The sequence below is a fragment of the Mesorhizobium sp. M8A.F.Ca.ET.161.01.1.1 genome, assembly GCF_004792105.1.
Lineage (GTDB): Bacteria > Pseudomonadota > Alphaproteobacteria > Rhizobiales > Rhizobiaceae > Mesorhizobium.
Map to the genome: position 1 here is coordinate 40897 of NZ_SRTD01000012.1, position 19063 is coordinate 59959.

The following is a 19063-nucleotide window of genomic DNA, read 5'->3' on the forward strand; positions in this document are numbered from 1 at the left end:
ACGGGGAGAGGGGCGCTGTTATCGCCGATTTCGCCAACCGCCGATGTCGCAACATGGCGCCGCGTTGCGGCGGGCCGCTTTCTCCCCGTACGGGGAGAAAGCCCGGCAGGGCAATGAGGGGCGGCACTGACCTGTCTAATAGGCGGTCTCCGCTGCGCGTTGTAAACTGGTATTGGTCTGATGCTCCGCGTGGTTGACGCGCCTCAGCGCGGCGCGCGCTTGGCCAGGATCCGCTGTAGCGTGCGGCGATGCATGTTGAGCCGGCGCGCGGTCTCGGAGACGTTGCGTTCGCACATTTCGTAGACGCGCTGGATATGTTCCCAGCGGACACGGTCGGCCGACATCGGGTTTTCCGGCGGGGCGGCGCGCTCGCCGGTGGTGCGGGTCAGTGCGGCAAAGACATCGTCGGCATCGGCGGGCTTCGACAGATAGTCGACGGCGCCGAGCTTCACCGCGGTCACCGCGGTGGCGATGTTGCCGTAACCGGTCAGGATGATGGTGCGGGAATCCTCGCGCTTCTCGCGGATGGCGGCGACCACGTCGAGGCCGTTGCCGTCGCCGAGCCGCATATCGACCACGGCATAGGCGGGCGGATTGGCGCGGGCCTTGCCCACGGCCTCCTCGACGCTCTCCGCCGTCTCGACCACGAAACCCCTGGTTTCCATGGCACGGGCCAGACGGGTCAGGAACGGCTTGTCGTCATCGACGATCAGAAGCGAGGTGTCCTCGCCTTCAACCATGGGCCCACTGTTTTCATCGCCTGTCATCGTCTTGAAAAATTCCTGCTGCCTTATTTTTACGCAGATATAGTTTTGCGGGGCTATTGTCCAATTTACGCAGTGTCAAACATGGTCGCCGGGGCCGATTGCGGGTTCAGGAAGACAGTTCTCGGCCACGAAATCCGCACCACCGCCCCTTCGCCGAGGCCGCTCGAATTGCGAAAATCGAGCGTGGCGCCAGACCGTTCGAGCAAAGTCTTGGCGATGAACAGGCCGAGCCCGAGGCCGCCGCCAGCTTCCGTACCCTGGCGTGTCGACATATAGGGCTCGCCAATGCGGTCGATGATCTCGGGCGGAAAACCCGGGCCGTCATCGGTGATGGAGAAGGAGACCATCGCCTCGTCCCAGCTCCAGCGCACGGTGACGCTGTTGCGGGCGAAATCGACGGCATTCTCGACCAGGTTGCCGAGGCCGTAGATGACACCCGGATTGCGCCGCCCGACAGGCTCCGGCCCGGTCCGGTCGCCGGGACGAAGCTTGATCGAAATGCCGAAGTCGCGATGCGGCGCGGTGACCTCCTCGACCAGCGAGGTCAGCGGCAGGCGCGACAGATGCGCCTCGCCCTCCGACGACAGGCTGGTCAGGCGCTTGAGGATTTCGCGGCAGCGCTCGCTCTGCGAGCGCAGCAGCTTCACGTCTTCCCCGTATTTCGGATCGGTGCCGAGCGCCTTCTCCATTTCCTTGGCGACCAGCGTGATGGTGGCGAGCGGCGTGCCGAGTTCGTGCGCGGCGGCGGCCGCCAGGCCGTCGAGCGCCGAAAGGTGCTGCTCGCGCTGCAGCACCAGTTCGGTGGCGGCCAGCGCGTTGGCCAGAAGCCGGGCCTCGGCGGCCACCCGGAAGGCGTACATGGCGGTGAAGGCGATGGAGGACAGCACCGCCATCCACATGCCGGCGACATAGATAAAGGGCATCACCAGCGGCGCGCCTTCGTACCAGGGCAGCGGCAGATGGCGAAAGACCAGCAAGGTCGCCGCTATCATCACCAGCCCGCCAAGGATGGCGGTGAGCCGGAGGGGCAGCGACGTCGCCGAAATGACCACGGGCACGGTCATCAGCAGCGAGAACGGGTTGGTCAGGCCGCCGGTCATGTAGAGCAGGCCGGCAAGCTGCAGGCTGTCGAAGATCAGGATGCCGAAGGCGGCGAACGGGGTAAGCCTATGCGCGGCCGGGAACCGGAAGGCCAGAAACAGGTTCATCCAGGCCGAACAGGCGATAAGCGCAAAACACAGGCTGACCGGCAGCGGGAATTTCAGGCCGTAGGCGACGACAAGAACCGTAACGCTCTGGCCGACAATGGCAAGCCAGCGCAGCCGGATCAGCGTGTTGAGGCGCAGCCGCTGGCTCTGCTGGAAATCGGGTGTGTTCAGGATGTTGATCATGGCCATGGATTACAGCCGCGGGATGGACAGCGCTAGTAGCGGTGCAAAGGGACATTCGGGATTGGCCGAGGCCTCAAAACTTCGTCATCCCAGGGCGGAGCAGGAGCGTAGCTCCGTCGCGGAGACCCTGGGATCCATTCCGTGACCTTGGCCATAGAGCGCAGCGGAGCAGAATTCTGCACCGTGGCGGAGCTCGAAGGTCGCGGCATGGATCCCTTGGGCTGCGAAGCAGCTCCAGGGGTCTGCGCCGCGTCGCTTCGCTCCTTGCTCCGCCTGTGGATGACGAAATGACGGGTGTTTTACGCCAATCACCAATGTGTGCCGTTCGCCATATAAGCGGCTAGCCAAGCGTCGGCCCCAAGGTTACGTGCCTCTCGGCTTCGCTCTTGCGGTCGCTAAGGCGAGCAGTGGGTTTTCCGGCCAGACATGCCTGGGATAGCGGCCGCGCATGTCGGCGCGCACATCAGCCCAGGAGCCGCGCCAGAAGCCCGGCAGGTCACGCGTCGTCTGGATCGGCCGGTGCGCCGGCGATAGCAGTTCGAGTGTCAACGGCACGGTACCGTTGGCGATCGAAGGATGGCGGTCGAGGCCGAACAGTTCCTGGACGCGGACCGCCAGAACCGGCCATTCGCCGTCATAGCGGATCGGCACGTGACTGCCCGACGGGACGTCGAAATGGGTCGGCGCCAGCGCATCGACCTTGCGCTGCAGGTCATGCGGCACGTGCGAAGCCAGTCCGGCCGGGATCACACCGGGATCGATGGCGGCCAGGGACGCCGCACCGGACAGAAACGGCAGCAGCCAGTCGTCGAGGCGCTCGATGAGCGCTTCTTCCGACATGTCGGGCCAGGGCGCGCCTAAACCCTTGTGCAGCCAGGACAGCCGCTGGCGCAGCGTCTGAGCCTCCTTGCTCCAGGTCAAGAGGGAAAGCCCATGCTCGCGCAAGGCCTCAACAATAGCGCGGTCGGCATCGGTGCCGGCCGGCGGAGGCAGCATGCGTTCGGCGAGTGTGACGGCGCCGAGGCGCACGGTTTCGCGCACCCGCACGGCGCGGCGCTCGCGGTCGAAACTCGTCTGCCTGCGCGTTTCGATCTTGCCGCCAAGTGCTGACCGGATGTCCTCCTCGCTGATTGTCGCCGCGGCCGTGATGCGGGCATTCTGCGCCTTGCCCTGCAGGTCGGCGACGACCAGAAAGGGTTCGCCCGCCAGCGGATCGGCGGCGTCGAGCATGGCGCCGGAGCCATTGGCCAGCACGAAACGGCCGCGCTCGCCGCGCGCCTTGGCGACCCGATCCGGCCAGGCATGGATGAGCAGGGTTCCGGCTGGAACAGCTCCGCTGGTCTTCGCACCGCCTGCCTGCCTGGCCAGGCGCTCGGCAAGCTGGCGCGCCGACGTGGCACGCGGCGATTTCTCGCCGCGAAAGCGCATCAGCCGCCGTTCGAGATCGGCACCGTCGCCGCCAAGGCCGCGTTCGGTGAGCAGCACCGCAAGCATGGCCGCCTCGCCGGCATGACCGCTGCCAGCCGCCTCGGCGACCATATGCGCCAGCCGCACCGGCAAAGCGAGCTTGCGCATCGAGGCGCCGGCTTCCGTCAAGCGCCCGGCCTCGTCGATGGCCTCGAGCGCGCGCAACAGCGCCCTTGCTTCATTGAGCGCCGGCGACGGCGGCGGATCGAGGAAGGCAAGCCTGGTTGGATCGGCGACGCCGAAGGCGGCGCAGTCGAGCAGCAGGCCGGAAAGATCTGCTTCGAGGATTTCCGGCGGGGCGAAGGCAGGAAGCGCCGCCGTCTGCTCGGCGCGCCACAGCCGGATCGCGACGCCGGCCTGCGTACGACCGGCGCGGCCGGCGCGCTGGTCGGCGGAAGCCTTGCTGACACGAACTGTCTCCAGACGTGTCAGGCCGCTGGCCGGCTCATAACGCGGCAGCCGCGACAGGCCAGAATCGATGACGACGCGCACGCCATCGATGGTGATCGAGGTTTCGGCGATCGAGGTCGCCAGCACCACCTTGCGGCGGCTCGCCGGTGCCGGCTTGATCGCCGCGTCCTGCGCCTTGCCGTCGAGCTGGCCATAGAGCGGGACGATGTCGGTGTCGGCGCCGACCTTGCCGGCCAGCCGCTCGGCGGTGCGCTCGATCTCGCGCTGGCCGGGCAGGAAGGCGAGCACGCTGCCGCTCTCCTCGGCAAGCGCCGTTCGGATCGCCTTGGCCATGGCATCCTCGATGGCGATGCCGGCCGGCCGTTCGTCATACCTGACATCGATGGGGAAGGCGCGGCCCTGGCTTTCGATCACCGGCGCGCCCGACAGGAGTTTCGCGACCCGTGCGCCGTCGAGCGTCGCCGACATCACCAGCAGGCGCAGATCCGGCCGCAGTGCGCCCTGGACGTCGAGGGCGAGAGCGAGACCGAAATCGCCGTCGAGCGAGCGCTCGTGGAATTCGTCGAAAATGACCGCCGAAACGCCGGGCAGTTCAGGGTCGTCAAGAATCATCCGCGACAGAACGCCCTCGGTGACGACCAGGATTTTCGTCCGTGCCGAGGTGCGGTTTTCCATCCGCATGGCATAGCCCACCGTAGCGCCCGGCTCCTCCCCAAGCAGTTCGGCCATGCGGCGCGCGGCGGCGCGGGCGGCGAGCCGGCGCGGTTCGAGCAACACGATCTTGCCCGTGCCCGCCCAGGGCGCATCGAGCAGCGCCAACGGCACCAGCGTGGTCTTGCCGGCGCCGGGTGGCGCCACCAGCACGGCGCTGTTGCCGGAGCCGAGCGCCTCGCTCAGCGCCGGCAGCACGGCGGATACTGGAAGCTCCGGCAAGGACTTGGTCGTCATTGCGCCCGCATATCAGCCGTCACGGGGGCGGTGCAACTTATCGAATTGCGGCGACTCAAAGCCGGGTGCGCGAAAACGGGTTCCAGCGCACCGTACCCAGCCGCACTTCTTCGCGCACCATGGTCAGCAGGCCGGAGCCGCCGACGACCGCGAGGCCGACAAGCGACAGCCAGTCCGGGTATTCGTGGAAGAACAGCGCGCCGAGGATCACCGCCCAGACGATCTGCGAATAATGCGTCGGCGCGATCCGGTTGGCGGGGGCGTATTTGGCGGCCAGCAATTGCAGCAATTGTCCGCCTGCGGTGAAGGCGCCGGCCATCACCAGCCAGACCAGCTGCTTTCCATCCGGAACGGTGAACGAAGTCACGGCGGCACCGATGCCGTTGAACAGCAGTCCGTACCCGATCAGTACGCCGAGAATGGTTGTGCGTTTTTCCCGCTGCGCCAGCGAACGCATCAGGATGACGTTGGTGGCGGCGAGGAAAGCGATGATGAAAGCGGCAAGGTGGCCTAGGTGCAACTCGCGAAAGCCCGGCCTGACCACCAGCATGACGCCGGCGAAGCCGGCGACCACCGCCAGCCAGCGCCAGGGGCCAACCTTCTCCTTGAGGATCACGGTGGAAAGAATGGTGACGCAGTGCGGCGCCAGAAAGATAAGCGCATAGGCCTCGGCCAGCGGAATGGTGGTGAAGGCATAGACGCTGAGCACGCCTGATGCGATGCCGGCCCAGGCCCGCGCCTGCACCGCCCAGGGACGTTTGGTGCGCCAGAAATCACGCCAGCGCTCGCTGGCCGGCCGGCTGAAGAAAAGGAAGCAGCCGGCGAGAAGAAGCCGATCTCGAACACCGTGAATTGGCCGCCCAGGCTCTTGATAACGGCATCGCTGCACGAATAGCTTGCATAGGCGATCAGGGCGAGCAGGATTCCGTTCGGCACGTTTTTTCATTTCCGGGAGAGAATAGTTGAAAATACTGGCGCTCGGTGCGCATCCGGACGACATCGAGATCTTCATGTTCGGTACGATGGCCGCCTATGCCGCGCAAGGCGCAGCACTCACTTTTGCCGTGGCCACCCATGGTGCCAGGGGCGGCAAGAGCGATCCCTCCGTTCTGGCTCGTGTCCGCCGCGAGGAAGCGATGGCCTCGGCCGCGCTGCTCGGGGCCGCGCCGCGCTTTCTCGACTTTCCCGATGGCGGCCTAGTGGCGGATGCCGCCCTGATCGATGCGCTGAAAACGCTGATCAGCGAAATCGGGCCGGACCTCGTGATCACGCACGCGCCCAACGACTACCACGCCGACCACCGCGCATTGTCGGACGGGGTGCGCATCGCGGCGTCGTTCGGCGTCCCCGTGCTGCATGCCGACACGATGGGCGGCACCGGATTCTCGCCGACGCACTATGTCGATGTTTCCGCCCATGCCGAGATCAAGGCCAGGGCAATCCGCATGCACCAGTCGCAGGACCCGGATCGCTTCGTAGATATCGCCCGGACGCAAAACCTTTTTCGCTCAGGCCAATGCAATGGCGCACCGGGGTCGCAGGCTGAAGCCTTTCGCTTCGAACCGATGTTTCCCTTCGGGGATATCCGCGCGCTGCTGCCGCCGGCGCCCCCGATCCGGACGGTGATGATGAGCACCAGGCGGGTCGACTGACCCCTCGGAGCACGTCCACACTCCGCGATCATCCGACCGGCGCTCGGCGCTTTTCCCAACGTTTTCAGATACCGGCGCAGACATGCTGCGGCGCAGCAACGAATTCGCTTGCGTTGTTTAGTAAAAAGAGCATCACTAAACAAATTACTAAACATCTGCGGCGCGACGATGCCGCCATGTTTGGGCCTCTGAGGAGAGAGGTTGAGAGTTCTTGAAACCGTCATCCGGACGTGTTTCACAAATGGGAGGAAGGCATGAAATCGAGCTTTAAACTGGCTTTGGGACTGACCTCTGCGATTGCAGCGTCGACAGCCGTCTCGAACGCCGCGCACGCTGAAGACCTGACGCTGTGCTGGGCCGCCTGGGACCCGGCCAACGCGCTTGTCGAACTGTCGAAGGATTTCACCAAGGAAACCGGCATCGGCATGAAATTCGAATTCGTGCCGTGGACCAACTATGCAGACCGTTTCCTCAATGAGCTGAACTCGCACGGCAAGCTCTGCGACCTGATCATCGGCGACAGCCAGTGGATCGGCGGCGCGGCCGAGAACGGCCACTACGTCAAGCTGAACGACTTCTTCGACAAGGAGAAGATCAGCATGGACGACTTCGTACCGGCGACCGTGGTGGGCTATTCCGAATGGCCGAAGAACACGCCGAATTACTGGGCGCTGCCGGCCATGGGCGACGTCGTCGGCTGGACCTATCGCAAGGACTGGTTCTCCAAGCCCGAACTGCAGAAGGAGTTCAAGGAGAAGTATGGCTGGGATCTCGGCCCGCCTGCCACCTTCGACCAGTTGAAGCAGATCGCCGAATTCTTCCAGAAGCGGCAGATCGACGGCAAGACGGTCTACGGCGCCTCGATCTACACCGAGCGCGGTTCCGAAGGCATCACCATGGGCGCGATGGACGTGCTCTACAGCTATGGCTTCCAGTACGAAAACCCGAAGAAGCCCTACGAGATGGAAGGCTTCGTCAACTCCGAGAAATCGGTCAAGGGGCTGGAATTCTACAAGGCTCTCTATGACTGCTGCACCCCACCCGGCGCCTCGAACAGCTACATGGGTGAAGGCGTCGATGCCTTCAAATCCGGCCAGGTGGCGATGCACATGAACTTCGCCTTCACATGGCCGGGCCTGCAGAAGGACGAGAATGTCGGCGGCGACAAGATCGGCTATTTCGTCAACCCGAAGGGTCCTGACGGCGACCAGTTCGCCCAGCTCGGCGGCCAGGGCATTTCGGTGGTGTCCTATTCCGACAAGCAGGAAGCGGCGCTGAAATACATCAAGTGGTTCGCCAACAAGGACGTGCAGGCCAGGTGGTGGTCGCTCGGCGGCTATTCCTGCCTGAACGCGGTGGTGAAGGATCCGAAATTCCCCGCAAGCCAGCCCTATGCTCAGACCTTCCTCGACTCGATGGCCATCGTGAAGGACTTCTGGGCCGAGCCGAGCTACGCGCCGCTGCTGCAGGCCTCGCAGAAGCGCTTCCACGACTATGTCGTCGCCGGCCAGGGTTCGGCCAAGGATGCGCTCGACGGGCTGGTCAAGGACTGGACGCAAGTGTTCCAGGACGATGGCAAGATGTAACTGGGGCAAGATGTAACTGGGGCAAGATGTAACCGGCTCCTCCCGAGCCAGGCCCAAGCGTCCCGTGCCGCCCTTGGCACGGGACGCAGTTCAGATAAATTCCATGATAGAGACGACCCAAGTGACCGAAGCAGGACTTACCATGCTCAATCGGACCGCGGAGAACGTTGCCCGGGCGACCCCGGAACCGTTGGCGCGCAAGGTCCGGGGCATCAGCGACAAGGGCCTCGCCTGGCTGTTCATCTCGCCGACGATCCTGTTGCTGCTCGCCATCAATATCTTCCCGCTGTTCTGGGCGATCTATCTGTCGTTCACCAATTTTCGCGCCAACCGCCCGAACGAGGTGGTGAAGAACCTCGGTTTCGCCAACTACCAGCGCATCCTAGGCGACCAGGACATCTGGATCGCCATGCAAACGACAGCGCATTTCGTGTTCTGGACCATCCTGTTGCAGACGCTGATCGGCTTCACGCTGGCCTGGCTGATCGACAGGAAGTTCCGCGGCCACGCTTTCTGGACGACGCTGATCCTGGTGCCTATGATGCTGTCGCCCGCAGTGGTCGGCAATTTCTGGCGCTTCCTCTACGAACCCCAGATCGGCCTGTTTTCCTATGTCATCTCGTTCGTGTCGGGCATCCCGCCGACAAGCATCCAGATGCTCTCCAATGTCTCGCTGGCACCGTGGTCGATCATCATCGTCGACACCTGGATGTGGACGCCCTACGTGATGCTGATCTGCCTGGCGGGCCTGCGCTCGATCCCCGAATACATCTATGAGGCGGCCGAGGTCGACCGCGCCTCCAACTGGCGGCAGTTCTGGTCGATCACACTGCCGATGGCGCTGCCCTTCATCATGCTAGCGGTGCTGTTTCGCGGCATCGAGAACTTCAAGATGTTCGACATGGTCAATCTGCTGACCGGCGGCGGGCCGGGCTCGACCACCGAGGTGGCCTCGATCACGCTGAAACGGCAAGCCTTCGAAAGCTGGCGCACCGGCTATTCCTCGGCCTTCGCCATCATCCTGTTCGTCGCGGTGTTCGGTCTCGCCAACATCTACGTCAAGGCGCTCAACAAGGTGAAGCAGAGATGAGCCTGACCACAGCCCATTCGGTCGTCGCCCCCTCGGCAAGTTCGAAGCGCATCGCCGGCGCGATCATCATCGCCTATGCGCTGATCTCGATCGTGCCGCTCTTGTGGATCTTCGCCACCAGCTTCAAGACGCCGCCGGATTCGATCGCCTATCCGCCCAAGATCGTGTTCCCGCCGAGCATCGAGGGCTACTGCAACCTGTTCACCACGCGCACGAGGCAGACGCCGGAATACATCAATTCGCTGGGGCCAGCGACTGGCTTCTGCGACGAGACGGTGCGCAAGCGCAACATGGTGATCGCCGGACCATCCAACTTCCTGCCGCGCTTCATCAATTCGCTGGTCATCGCCTTCGGCTCGACCTTCTGCGCCGTCTTTCTCGGCACATTGTCGGCCTATGGCTTCTCGCGCTTCAAGGTGCCGCTCGCCGACGACCTTCTGTTCTTCATCCTGTCGACACGCTTCATGCCGCCTATCGCGGTCGCTATTCCCATCTACCTGATGTACCGCGAACTCGGCCTGTCCGACACCGCGCTCGGCATGATCCTGCTCTACACGGCGGTCAATGTGTCGCTGGCGGTATGGTTGCTCAAAGGCTTCATCGACGAGATCCCGCGAGAATACGAGGAAGCGGCGATGATCGACGGCTATACGCGGCTGCAGGCCTTCTGGCGCACCGTGCTGCCGCAGGCCACGACCGGCATCGCCGCGACCGCCATCTTCTGCCTGATCTTCGCCTGGAACGAGTATGCGTTCGCCGCGCTGCTGACCTCGGGCACGGCACAGACCGCGCCGCCCTTCATCCCGACCATCATCGGCGAAGGCGGCCAGGACTGGCCGGCGGTGGCAGCCGGCACGACGATCTTCCTGGTGCCGATCCTTGTCTTCACCATCCTGCTCCGCAAGCAATTGCTGCGCGGCATCACCTTCGGCGCGGTGCGCAAATGATGGACTTGGCACAAAGTCTACCCCCACTCCGTCGAGCTTCGCTCGACACCTTGCCGGGGCGAGCCACGGGTCTCGCCCGTCCTTCGGACCCCCCGATCGACGGGGGAGAGGAAGGGCGCGAACTTCATTCAGCCAGGCTCCCTTCCTCTCCCTCCGGAGGGGGCAGAGGTGGCGCTGCAAAGCAGCGACGGAGTGGGGGAACCACCTGGCAACCATCTCTCCCCCTGAACGGGGAGAAGGAGGGGAGGAACGCATGAGCCGCTCGGTTATCTCCAAGCGCCCATCTTGGCCACGCTGGGCAAGGCGCGGGCTGATGGAAAACATAGCGACGGCACTGATCGCCATCGGCTTCCTGATGCTGTTCCAGCCTTTCGCGCTGTCGCTCTACACCTATTCCTTCATCACCATGCTTGCCGGCACGGTGATGTTCATCATCGTCTCCAAGTTCCCGGAATAATCATGGCCGAAATCCGCGTCCAGCATCTGAGAAAGGCCTTCGGCGATTTCGTCGCCGTGCAAGACTCCAACTTCGTCGTCGAGGATGGCGAGTTCTTCGTCATGCTCGGACCGTCCGGTTGCGGCAAGACCACCACCTTGCGCATGATCGCCGGGCTGGAGCTGCCGACCGGCGGCCAGATCCTGCTCGGCGGCGACGACGTTACCATGCTCAGGGCGCGCGAGCGCGACATCGCCTTCGTCTTCCAGCTGTTCGCGCTCTACCCGCACATGAATGTACGCAAGAACATCGGCTTCCCGCTGCTGGCGCAAGGCATGCCCTCCGCCGAAATCCGCAGCCGCGTCGAGGAAACCGCGAAGTTTCTGCGCATCGACCATCTGCTCGACAAATCCGTCTCCGGCCTCGCCGGTGGCGACCGCCAGCGCGTCGCGCTCGGCCGCGCCATCGTGCGGCGGCCAAAATGCTTCCTGATGGATGAACCGCTGGGGACGCTTGATACCGAATTCCGCGATTTGATGGTCCATGAATTGCGCGAACTGCATAACCGCATCCACGCGACGACCGTGTACGTCACACATGACCAGATGGAAGCCATGTCGATGGCCGACAAGATCGCTGTCATGAACCACGGCGTCATCGAGCAGTTCGGCACGCCACGCGAGATTTACGACCGCCCGGCGACCATGTTCGTCGCCGACTTCATCGGCTCGCCGCCGATGAACTTTCTGGGCTTCGGCGGCGGGATCGCCAAGGGCGCGAGGGAGATCGTCGTGCAGGGCGCCAAAGTCACGGTGCCGGAGGTACGCGAGGATGTCGCGCCGGCCGACATGGCGCTCGGCATCCGCCCCGAACACATCCGCTTCGACGACGCATCGAAACTGCGCGGCGCAATCTACGGCACCGAATATCTCGGCACCACGCAGATCGTCGCGGTGGAGACATCGGACGGCATCATCAAGGCGCGTGTGCCGGCCGAAATCCGGCTCAACGCCGGCGACCATGTCGGCCTGACGCTGAACAGCGCGCGGCTGTCGCTGTTCGAAAAAGGCTCAGGGCGCGCGGTGAAGACGGCGATCCACGATACCGCCTCTCAGGGGAGAGTGCAGCATGGCTGATGTGCGCATCAAAGGCGTGACCAAGAGTTTCGGCGAGCATGTCGCCGTCAACGGTCTCGACCTGCATATATCAGACGGCGAATTCGTCGTGCTGCTCGGGCCGACCGGCGCCGGCAAGACGACGACATTGCGCCTGATCGCCGGACTGGAGCGGCCGGATACCGGTACGATCGAGATCGGCGGCCACAATGCCACCAGCCTGTCACCGGCCGAGCGCGACACCGCTTTCGTTTTCCAGCAATATTCGCTCTATCCGCATCTGTCGGTGTTCGACAATCTCGCCTTTCCCCTGCGCTCGCCGGCACGAAAAATACCGGAAGACCAGATTCGCCGCCGGGTCGAGGAGGTGGCGAAGATGGTGCGCATCCATCACAAGCTCGCCAACCGTTCGACCAAATTGTCGGGCGGCGAAATGCAGCGCGTCGCCATCGGCCGCGCGCTGGTCCGCAAGCCGTCCATCTACCTGATGGACGAGCCGCTGTCGTCGCTGGACGCCAAGCTGCGCGCGGATCTGAGGCTCGAGCTGAAGCGCATCCAGTCCGAACTCGGCGCCACCATGCTCTACGTCACCCACGACCAGATCGAAGCCATGACCATGGCCGATCGCATCGGCATCCTGGCCGATGGCGTGCTGGTGCAGATCGGCACGCCGCGAACCATCTACTCCGAGCCGGCAAATCTGCACGTCGCGGCAAGGCTCGGCCAGCCCGCCATCAATCTTCTACCGACGGGGCTGCTGCCGGATGGCAGCGCGCCGGCCGGCACCAAGACGATCGGCGCGCGGACCGAGCACCTGGCGATCGAGAAAGCCGTGAATGGCCATGCCGACGGCGTCGTCGACTGGGTCGAGCATCTCGGCGACCAGAACCATCTGCATGTGACGGTGGGGCCGAAGAAACTGGTGACGCTGACCGATCCCGACACGGATCTGGGGCAAGGCGACAAAGTGGTGATCCGCTATCGCTCGCCGCTCTATTTCGGCGCTGACGGACAACGACTGACGTGAATGGTTTTTCGGCGTCCCTCGCCAAGGTGATGCCGGCTTCTGATTGACGAAATACGGGACCAATTCGATGAAGCACTTTTTCAACCGCAGGGCAACGATCGTCACCGAGGCGCTGGACGGATTGTTGCGCACCATTGGCTCAGGCAACCTCGCGCGCCTCGACGGCTATCCCGAGATCAAGGTCGTGCTGCGCGCCGATTGGGACAAGTCCAAGGTCAGCGTCGTCTCCGGCGGCGGCGCCGGGCACGAGCCGTCGCATGCCGGCTTCGTCGGCAAGGGCATGCTGACAGCTGCCGTCTCGGGCGAGATCTTTGCCTCGCCGAGCGTGGAAGCGGTGCTGGCGGCCATTCGCGCGGTCACCGGACCGGCCGGCTGCCTGCTGATCGTCAAGAACTACACCGGTGACCGGCTCAATTTCGGCCTCGCTGCGGAAAAGGCGCGCGCCGAAGGCTTTCGAGTCGAGATGGTGATCGTCGCCGACGACATCGCGCTGCCTGACATCGCCCAGCCGCGCGGTGTCGCGGGCACCCTGTTCGTGCACAAGATTGCAGGCCATCTGTCGGAAGCCGGCCAGGATCTGGCCGAGATCGCGGCCGCGGCGCGGACGGCGGCGAAGGATATCATTTCGCTCGGCATATCGCTGTCGTCCTGTTCGATCCCGGGCCAGCCGCATGAAGACAGGTTTGGAGCCGATGATGGCGAACTCGGCCTTGGCATCCATGGCGAGCCTGGCGTCGAGCGCATCGCGGTGCAGAGCGTCGACCGGCTGGTGGCGATCATGGCGGAGCGCTTGGCAGTGCGGCTCGACCCGAAGGCCACCTATGCCTTGCTGATCAACAATCTCGGTTCGGTGCCACCGCTCGAAATGTCCTTGGTCGCCAATGCGGTACTTGCCTCGCCGCTCGCCAGGGCCGTCAAGTTGACGATCGGTCCCGGCCCGCTGATGACGGCGCTCAACATGAACGGGTTCTCGCTGTCGCTGATCCGGCTCGATGCGGCGCGCCAAGCGGCCCTGCTGGCGCCGGTCGGCCCGCACGCCTGGATGCCGGCAAAGCCGGTCGTGGAGCCTTATGTCGTGCCGCTGGTCAAACCAGCGCACGAAGGCGCGGCACGCAAGGCCAGCCACGACGCAGGCACAAGGCGCTTGATCGTGACGGTCTGTGAAAAGCTGATTTCGCTTGAAGCGACATTGAACGGCCTGGACGCCAAGGCAGGCGACGGTGACACCGGCTCGACGGCAGCGACCGGCGCACGCAGCATCCTCGAACGGCTCGATACGCTGCCGCTTGCCGACCCCGCAGCGACGCTTGGCGCCGTCGGCGACCTTCTGAGCGCCTCGATGGGCGGCTCCAGTGGGGTGTTGTTGTCGATCTTCTTCACAGCGGCGTCGCGGGCCCTCGATGGCGGCACTGATGTGCCCAAGGCCCTGCTTGCCGGGCTTGAACGAATGACCTTCTACGGCGGCGCAAAACCCGGCGATCGCACTATGGTCGACGCGCTGGAGCCGGCCCTGAGGGCGCTCGACGCCAAGGGCCTGGAGGAAGCCGCGATAGTGGCCGCGCGCGGCGCCGAAGCCACGGCCGCGATGGAGAGGGCGAAGGCCGGCCGGTCGGCTTATGTCGGCACCAAATTGCAAGGTGTGGTCGACCCCGGTGCTCATGCCGTGGCCGAAGTGTTCGCGGCCGCCGCCGCGCAGCATGCCACGGCCTGACGCATGCTCCAGTTGCCGAACGACCGTTCTTTCGCTACTGCCGGCAAGGTGCAAACCGGGAATTCGGGCGACATGACGGCGCTGAATCTTTCGAAGCTGATCACGGCCGCCGCGGATACGATTGCCGAGCACGCCGAGGAATTGACGGCGCTCGACCAGGCGATCGGCGACGGCGACCATGGACTGAACATGAAGCGCGGCTTCGAGGCCGTGCGCGCCGAGGCGGATGTGTTCGCGGCAAAGCCGCTGCCAGACACACTGAAGGCGATCGGCACCAAGCTGGTGATGACGGTGGGCGGTGCGTCCGGCCCACTCTTCGGCACGTTGTTCATGGCGCTCGGCAAGGAGATTTCGGCGGAACCTGATCGCGCCAACCTGACGACTGCCTTCGGCAAGGCGATCGAAGCGGTGGCCGCGCGCGGCAAGTCACAGGTTGGCCAGAAAACCATGCTCGATGTGCTGCAACCGGTGCATGACGCGTTAGCCGGGGGAAAGACGGTAGCTGAAATAGTCGACATCGCCGACGCCGCCGCCGAAGCGACCGTGCCGATGAAGGCGCTGCGTGGGCGTGCCTCGTTCCTCGGCGACCGCTCGATCGGCCATATGGATGCCGGCGCGCGCTCGACCGCGCTGCTGGTGCGCACGGTGGGACAGGCGATCGGGGAAAGCGCATGAGCAATGTCGGGATCGTGATCGTCTCGCATTCGCCGCTGGTCGCGGAGGGCACAGCCGACATGGTACGCCAGATGGTGGGCGACGAAGTGCCGCTTGCATGGTGCGGCGGAAACGGCCATGGCGGGCTCGGCACCAGTGTCGAGGCGATCATGGGCGCCATCGACAAGGCCTGGTCGGAAGCCGGTGTCGCCATCCTTGTCGATCTCGGCGGCGCCGAGACCAATTCGGAGATGGCGGTGGAGATGATCGGCGAACCGCGCGCGCAGAAGATCATCGTCTGCAACGCGCCGATCGTCGAGGGCGCGGTAATGGCGGCGACCGAGGCCTCCGGCGGCGCCTCGCTCCGGGAAGTGGTGGCGACGGCGCACGAATTGTCGCCGTCGTGAGTGAACGGGGTTTTTGAAGACATGTCCGCAACCGCAGAAGCGACCGTCCTGATCACCCACGATGTGGGCCTGCATGCGCGTCCTTCGGTGAAGTTCACCAAGCTGGCCAAGAGCTTTGCCGCCGATGTGGAAATTGCACTCGCCGCCAACGGCCCGTGGTTCGACGCAAAAAGCATCGTCAAGGTGATGGCAGCCAAGGCGCCGAAGGGCACGGTGCTGCATATCAGGGCCAAAGGCGATGGCGCCGATGATGCGATCCGCGCGCTGATCGAACTGGTGCAGCGCGATTTCGACGAGGACGCCGGCCATGTCCGCTCGGCTTGAGGCCGTTGCATGCCTTGGCCGGCCCGCAGGGAATGCGGGCCATGCGCATTGAAGGTGTTCCGGCCTCGGCCGGCTATGCCGAGGGGCCCCTGTTCGAACTGGACCGGCCTGCCGGCGTCTATGCAAGCAAGGCAAGCTCCGCCGAGGAGACGTTGTCGCTGGAAGCCGCGATCGGCAAGGCGGTGAGCCGGCTCGTGGCCATGGTCGGGACCGCCGACAGCGATGCCGCCGGCATACTCGAATTCCACATCGCCATGCTGGAAGACGATGCGCTGAGCAGGCCGGCCTTCGCATCGATCGCTTCCGGAAAAACCGCCGACGCGGCCTGGCGGCAGGCACTCGATGCCGAGATCGCCGGTTACGACGCCTCGGACCAGGATTATTTCCGCGCCCGCGCCGCGGACCTGCGCGATATCAGGGACCAGGTGCTGCGCGCGCTCACCGAGGACGGTGACAGCACGGCACCGGCCGGCGCCATTCTCTGCGGCGAGGATATCGCGCCGACGCGGTTTCTCGAAACCGACTGGAGCCATGGCGGCGGCATCGCGCTGAAGGCAGGCAGCACTGCCAGCCACGTCGCCATGCTGGCGCGCTCGCGTGGCGTGCCGATGGTCGTGGGTCTGCGCGAGCCGCTCACCGCTGGTGCCGGCATGGCGCTGCTCGACGCCGAGCACGGGACTATCGTTCTGACGCCCTCGCCCACGGAGATCGGCTCGTTCCGACAGGCGTCGTCTTCCTTCGCGGCTCGACAGGGCAAGGCACAGACATTTCTGGCGCGGCCGGCAGCGACGAAGCGCGGCACCGCGGTGCGCGTGCAGGTCAACATCGCCGACCCCCGCGATGTCGATGCCATCGACATCGCGACCTGCGATGGTGTCGGCCTGATGCGTACGGAATTCCTGTTCGGCAAGACGCTGCCGGATGAAGAGACGCAGTATCGCGCCTATCGCAAGGTGCTGGAATGGGCCGGCGAAAAACCGGTGACGATCCGCACCGTCGATGCCGGAGGCGACAAGCCGGTGCCGGGCTTCACCGTCGAGGAAGGAAATCCGTTCCTCGGCCTGCGCGGCATCAGGCTGTCGCTGGCCAGGCTGGATATATTCCGTGTTCAAATCAGGGCATTGCTGCGCGCCGCACCACACGGCAATCTCAAAGTCATGTTTCCGATGATCGCCACATCAGAAGAGTATGAACGCGCCGCCGCCCTGTTCGCCGAGGAGCGGGCGGCGCTCGCCGCGCGCGGCGTCGCGCACAAAATGCCGCCGCTCGGCATCATGGTCGAGGTGCCCTCGGTGGCCATCGCGCCGGAGGCGTTCGCCGGCGTCGCCTTCTTCTCGATCGGCTCCAACGACCTCACGCAATATGTGATGGCGGCTGCCCGCGACAATGCCGCGGTCGCGCATCTCAACTCCGTGCGCCATCCGGCCGTCCTGCGGTTGATCGGTGCGGTCGCGGCCTTCGGACAGGAAAACGGTATCCCCGTCAGCCTGTGCGGCGACGCCGGCGGCGACCCCGCTTCGATCCCGTCGCTGCTCGAGGCCGGCCTGCGCGATCTCTCGGTCGCGCCGGCGCAACTCGCCATGGCCAAGGCGGCCATCGCGGACGTCCCGGTCTAGGCGGCTGGCATGATCGACAACGCATACCAACCCGGCTCCGAGGAGGCGATCCGCGCCTACAAGACGATCCTGTCGCAGGTCATCGACCAGCGCCCGTCGGGCATGCGCCAGCGCCTCGCCGACGCGCTCGGCAAGCACCGCAGCTTCGTCACGCAGATTTCGAGCCCCGCCTATTCGATCCCGATCCCGTCAAAGCATCTGCCCGCCATCTTTTCCGTCTGCCATTTCAGCCCAGCCGAGCGCGACCAGTTTCTCGCCGCCTATCACCAGGCACATCCCGGGAAGATCTCGGTCGCCGCGGGCGCACGCAAGACAAGGCACGTTTCGCTCATCGTGCCGGATTTCGGCGATGACAAGCAGAATGCAGCGCTCGACCGCGCGATCAACGAATTCATCCAGAAGGTCACCAGCATCACCGGCAAGAGTGGCTGATCGACCCTTGATGCCAGGCTATTTCGGGAGGAGACGGCCGTGAAGAAATTCATGAACTCGGTGGACACGGTGCTGACCGAGAGCCTCGACGGTTTCGTGGCCGCCCATGCCGACATCCTCGTGCTTGGCGAGGAGCACAAATTCATCCGCCGCAAGGCCCTCGAGCCGGGCAAGGTGGCGCTGATCTCCGGCGGCGGCTCCGGCCACGAGCCGCTGCATGGCGGCTTTGTCGGCCATGGCATGCTGGACGCCGCCTGTCCCGGCCAGGTGTTCACCTCGCCGACGCCGGACCAGATGCTGGCAGCCGCGCAAGCTGTCGACACCGGCGCCGGCTGCCTGTTCATCGTCAAGAACTATGAGGGCGACGTGATGAATTTCGACATGGCGGCGGAGATGTCGGAAGGCGTCCTGCAGGTGGTGACCAATGACGACGTCGCCGTCGAGAATTCGTCCTATACGACCGGACGGCGTGGCGTCGCCGGCACATTGGTGGTGGAAAAGATCGTCGGCGCTGCCGCCGAGCACGGCCTGGCGTTGCCGGCGTTGAAGGCGCTGGGCGACCGCGTCAACGAGGCGACCCGCTCGATGGGCGTGGCGCTGACCAGCGGCACCGTGCCGGCGGCCGGCAAACCGACCTTCGACATCGGCGATGGCGAGATGGAATTCGGCGTCGGCATCCATGGCGAGCCCGGCCGCCGCCGCGACACCTTGAGGAGCGCCGATGCGATCGCGCACGAGATCTGCGCCGCGATCCTGGGCGATCTCGGCGACAGGGCGAACGGCCCGGCGCTGCTGTTCGTCAACGGCTTCGGCGGCACGCCGCTGATGGAGCTCTATTTGATGTACAACAGCGCCCGCCGGATTTTCGAGCAGCATGGCGTGACGATTGCCCGCTCGCTGGTTGGCACCTATGTCACCTCGCTCGACATGGCCGGCTGCTCGGTCACGCTGACCCTGCTTGACGACGAATTGACGGGCTGGTGGGACGCACCTGTCCACACGGCGGCGCTGCGCTGGGGCATGTAACGCTGGCTTCCCCTTGGCTTTTCTGCGACCATCCGGGCGATCCCGCTATCGGTAAC

17 protein-coding genes and 1 pseudogene are annotated in these 19063 nt (G+C 64.8%); 14 read left to right on the plus strand and 4 right to left on the minus strand.

Features of this window, described 5'->3' with window-relative positions:
• Positions 1-203 precede the first annotated feature (203 nt).
• From EN804_RS25065 to EN804_RS25080, 4 genes and pseudogenes are all read right to left on the minus strand, one after another.
• Positions 204-767: an ActR/PrrA/RegA family redox response regulator transcription factor gene (locus tag EN804_RS25065; protein ID WP_015314185.1), complete on the minus strand. Its 564-nt coding sequence runs from the start codon at positions 765-767 to the stop codon at positions 204-206.
• Between the two features lie 65 nt (positions 768-832).
• Positions 833-2164 carry an ActS/PrrB/RegB family redox-sensitive histidine kinase gene (locus EN804_RS25070; RefSeq protein ID WP_135921602.1) on the minus strand — a complete coding sequence of 444 codons (1332 nt, stop codon included), beginning with the start codon at positions 2162-2164 and terminating at the stop codon, positions 833-835.
• A 357-nt stretch (positions 2165-2521) separates the two neighbouring features.
• The gene (gene hrpB, locus EN804_RS25075) at positions 2522-4984 is read right to left on the minus strand and encodes an ATP-dependent helicase HrpB (RefSeq protein WP_135921603.1); all 2463 of its coding nucleotides are present in this window, start codon (positions 4982-4984) and stop codon (positions 2522-2524) included.
• A 55-nt stretch (positions 4985-5039) separates the two neighbouring features.
• Positions 5040-5920, minus strand: a pseudogene (locus tag EN804_RS25080) (DMT family transporter).
• A 26-nt stretch (positions 5921-5946) separates the two neighbouring features.
• Between EN804_RS25080 and EN804_RS25085 the strand changes: the two are divergent.
• The 14 genes from EN804_RS25085 to dhaK all read left to right on the plus strand — a co-directional run bounded on the left by EN804_RS25085 (position 5947) and on the right by dhaK (position 19007).
• Complete coding sequence (locus tag EN804_RS25085) at positions 5947-6636, plus strand: PIG-L deacetylase family protein (protein ID WP_127281014.1); 690 nt, start codon at positions 5947-5949, stop codon at positions 6634-6636.
• Between the two features lie 254 nt (positions 6637-6890).
• Positions 6891-8222: an ABC transporter substrate-binding protein gene (locus EN804_RS25090; protein ID WP_135921604.1), complete on the plus strand. Its 1332-nt coding sequence runs from the start codon at positions 6891-6893 to the stop codon at positions 8220-8222.
• Positions 8223-8364: 142 nt separating this feature from the next.
• Positions 8365-9312 (plus strand): sugar ABC transporter permease, encoded by a 948-nt coding sequence (locus tag EN804_RS25095; protein WP_095771946.1) that lies wholly within the window; start codon positions 8365-8367, stop codon positions 9310-9312.
• The gene (locus EN804_RS25100; RefSeq protein WP_135921605.1) at positions 9309-10259 is read left to right on the plus strand and encodes a carbohydrate ABC transporter permease; all 951 of its coding nucleotides are present in this window, start codon (positions 9309-9311) and stop codon (positions 10257-10259) included. The genes EN804_RS25095 and EN804_RS25100 overlap by 4 nt, the downstream gene beginning before the upstream one ends.
• Positions 10260-10512: 253 nt before the next feature.
• The gene (locus EN804_RS25105; RefSeq protein ID WP_127278072.1) at positions 10513-10716 is read left to right on the plus strand and encodes a hypothetical protein; all 204 of its coding nucleotides are present in this window, start codon (positions 10513-10515) and stop codon (positions 10714-10716) included.
• Positions 10717-10718: 2 nt separating this feature from the next.
• Positions 10719-11831 (plus strand): ABC transporter ATP-binding protein, encoded by a 1113-nt coding sequence (locus EN804_RS25110; protein ID WP_135921606.1) that lies wholly within the window; start codon positions 10719-10721, stop codon positions 11829-11831.
• Positions 11824-12837: an ABC transporter ATP-binding protein gene (locus EN804_RS25115; protein ID WP_127278070.1), complete on the plus strand. Its 1014-nt coding sequence runs from the start codon at positions 11824-11826 to the stop codon at positions 12835-12837. Before EN804_RS25110 ends, EN804_RS25115 begins: the two co-directional genes overlap by 8 nt.
• Before the next feature lie 67 nt (positions 12838-12904).
• Positions 12905-14548, plus strand: a complete 1644-nt coding sequence (locus EN804_RS25120) for a dihydroxyacetone kinase subunit DhaK (RefSeq protein ID WP_135921607.1) — start codon at positions 12905-12907, stop codon at positions 14546-14548.
• Positions 14549-14620: 72 nt separating this feature from the next.
• Positions 14621-15223, plus strand: a complete 603-nt coding sequence (gene dhaL / locus EN804_RS25125) for a dihydroxyacetone kinase subunit DhaL (protein ID WP_127278075.1) — start codon at positions 14621-14623, stop codon at positions 15221-15223.
• Positions 15220-15609, plus strand: coding sequence for a dihydroxyacetone kinase phosphoryl donor subunit DhaM (gene dhaM / locus EN804_RS25130; protein ID WP_127278068.1), 390 nt, complete (start codon positions 15220-15222; stop codon positions 15607-15609). Before dhaL ends, dhaM begins: the two co-directional genes overlap by 4 nt.
• 21 nt (positions 15610-15630) lie before the next feature.
• Positions 15631-15933 (plus strand): HPr family phosphocarrier protein, encoded by a 303-nt coding sequence (locus EN804_RS25135; RefSeq protein ID WP_127278067.1) that lies wholly within the window; start codon positions 15631-15633, stop codon positions 15931-15933.
• Between the two features lie 41 nt (positions 15934-15974).
• Positions 15975-17549, plus strand: a complete 1575-nt coding sequence (gene ptsP, locus EN804_RS25140; RefSeq protein WP_189524569.1) for a phosphoenolpyruvate--protein phosphotransferase — start codon at positions 15975-15977, stop codon at positions 17547-17549.
• A gap of 9 nt (positions 17550-17558) precedes the next feature.
• Positions 17559-17981: a hypothetical protein gene (locus EN804_RS25145; RefSeq protein WP_127278065.1), complete on the plus strand. Its 423-nt coding sequence runs from the start codon at positions 17559-17561 to the stop codon at positions 17979-17981.
• A gap of 39 nt (positions 17982-18020) precedes the next feature.
• Entirely contained in the window at positions 18021-19007 is a 987-nt protein-coding gene (gene dhaK / locus EN804_RS25150) for a dihydroxyacetone kinase subunit DhaK (RefSeq protein WP_127278064.1), read from the plus strand.
• Positions 19008-19063 lie beyond the last annotated feature (56 nt).